This is a genomic window from Bartonella sp. AC329YNZD (assembly GCF_042196685.1).
Taxonomy (GTDB): domain Bacteria; phylum Pseudomonadota; class Alphaproteobacteria; order Rhizobiales; family Rhizobiaceae; genus Bartonella.
Map to the genome: position 1 here is coordinate 1 of NZ_JBHIQS010000133.1, position 503 is coordinate 503.

The following is a 503-nucleotide window of genomic DNA, read 5'->3' on the forward strand; positions in this document are numbered from 1 at the left end:
ATTGATTGGTCAGAGGGACAGCATCCTAGCAGTGTGAACACGAGCGCCCGTGTGATGATGCAGCGCGTAAAGGAATATTTATCGGATACGGGTGGTGCGCTTGAAGGGATTGTTACCAATGATCATGTTCAACAAACGAGTGTGATAAGACTTGCAAGCACCTCACAGTTTTTAGATTATCAGAATGGTATTGTTTTGCGCTTTATGGCGACGAGCAGGAATGTTGGAGCAACCACGATTGTCTTAAATGCTTTAGATGGCAAGCCGGTTTATAAAGCAACAGAATTAGGGGTTGGTCCTTTATCAGGGGGCGAACTCCAAGAAGGGTGCATTTATACATTGGTTTATAATGGGGATCATTGGCATCTCGTTAATCCTACCCCACTCCCTTTAGAAGAAGAAGAAAGCAGTCTTTATCCTACGGGTTTTATAGGAACGTTTGGCATGCGCGGGATTCCAAAGGATTGGTTAATTTGCGATGGGAAGGCTTATTTGCGTCGTGA

1 pseudogene is annotated in these 503 nt (G+C 44.7%); it reads left to right on the plus strand.

Annotated elements, in window-relative coordinates:
- Positions 1-503 (plus strand): annotated as a pseudogene (locus ACFIMW_RS09560) (phage tail protein); the annotation flags it as partial.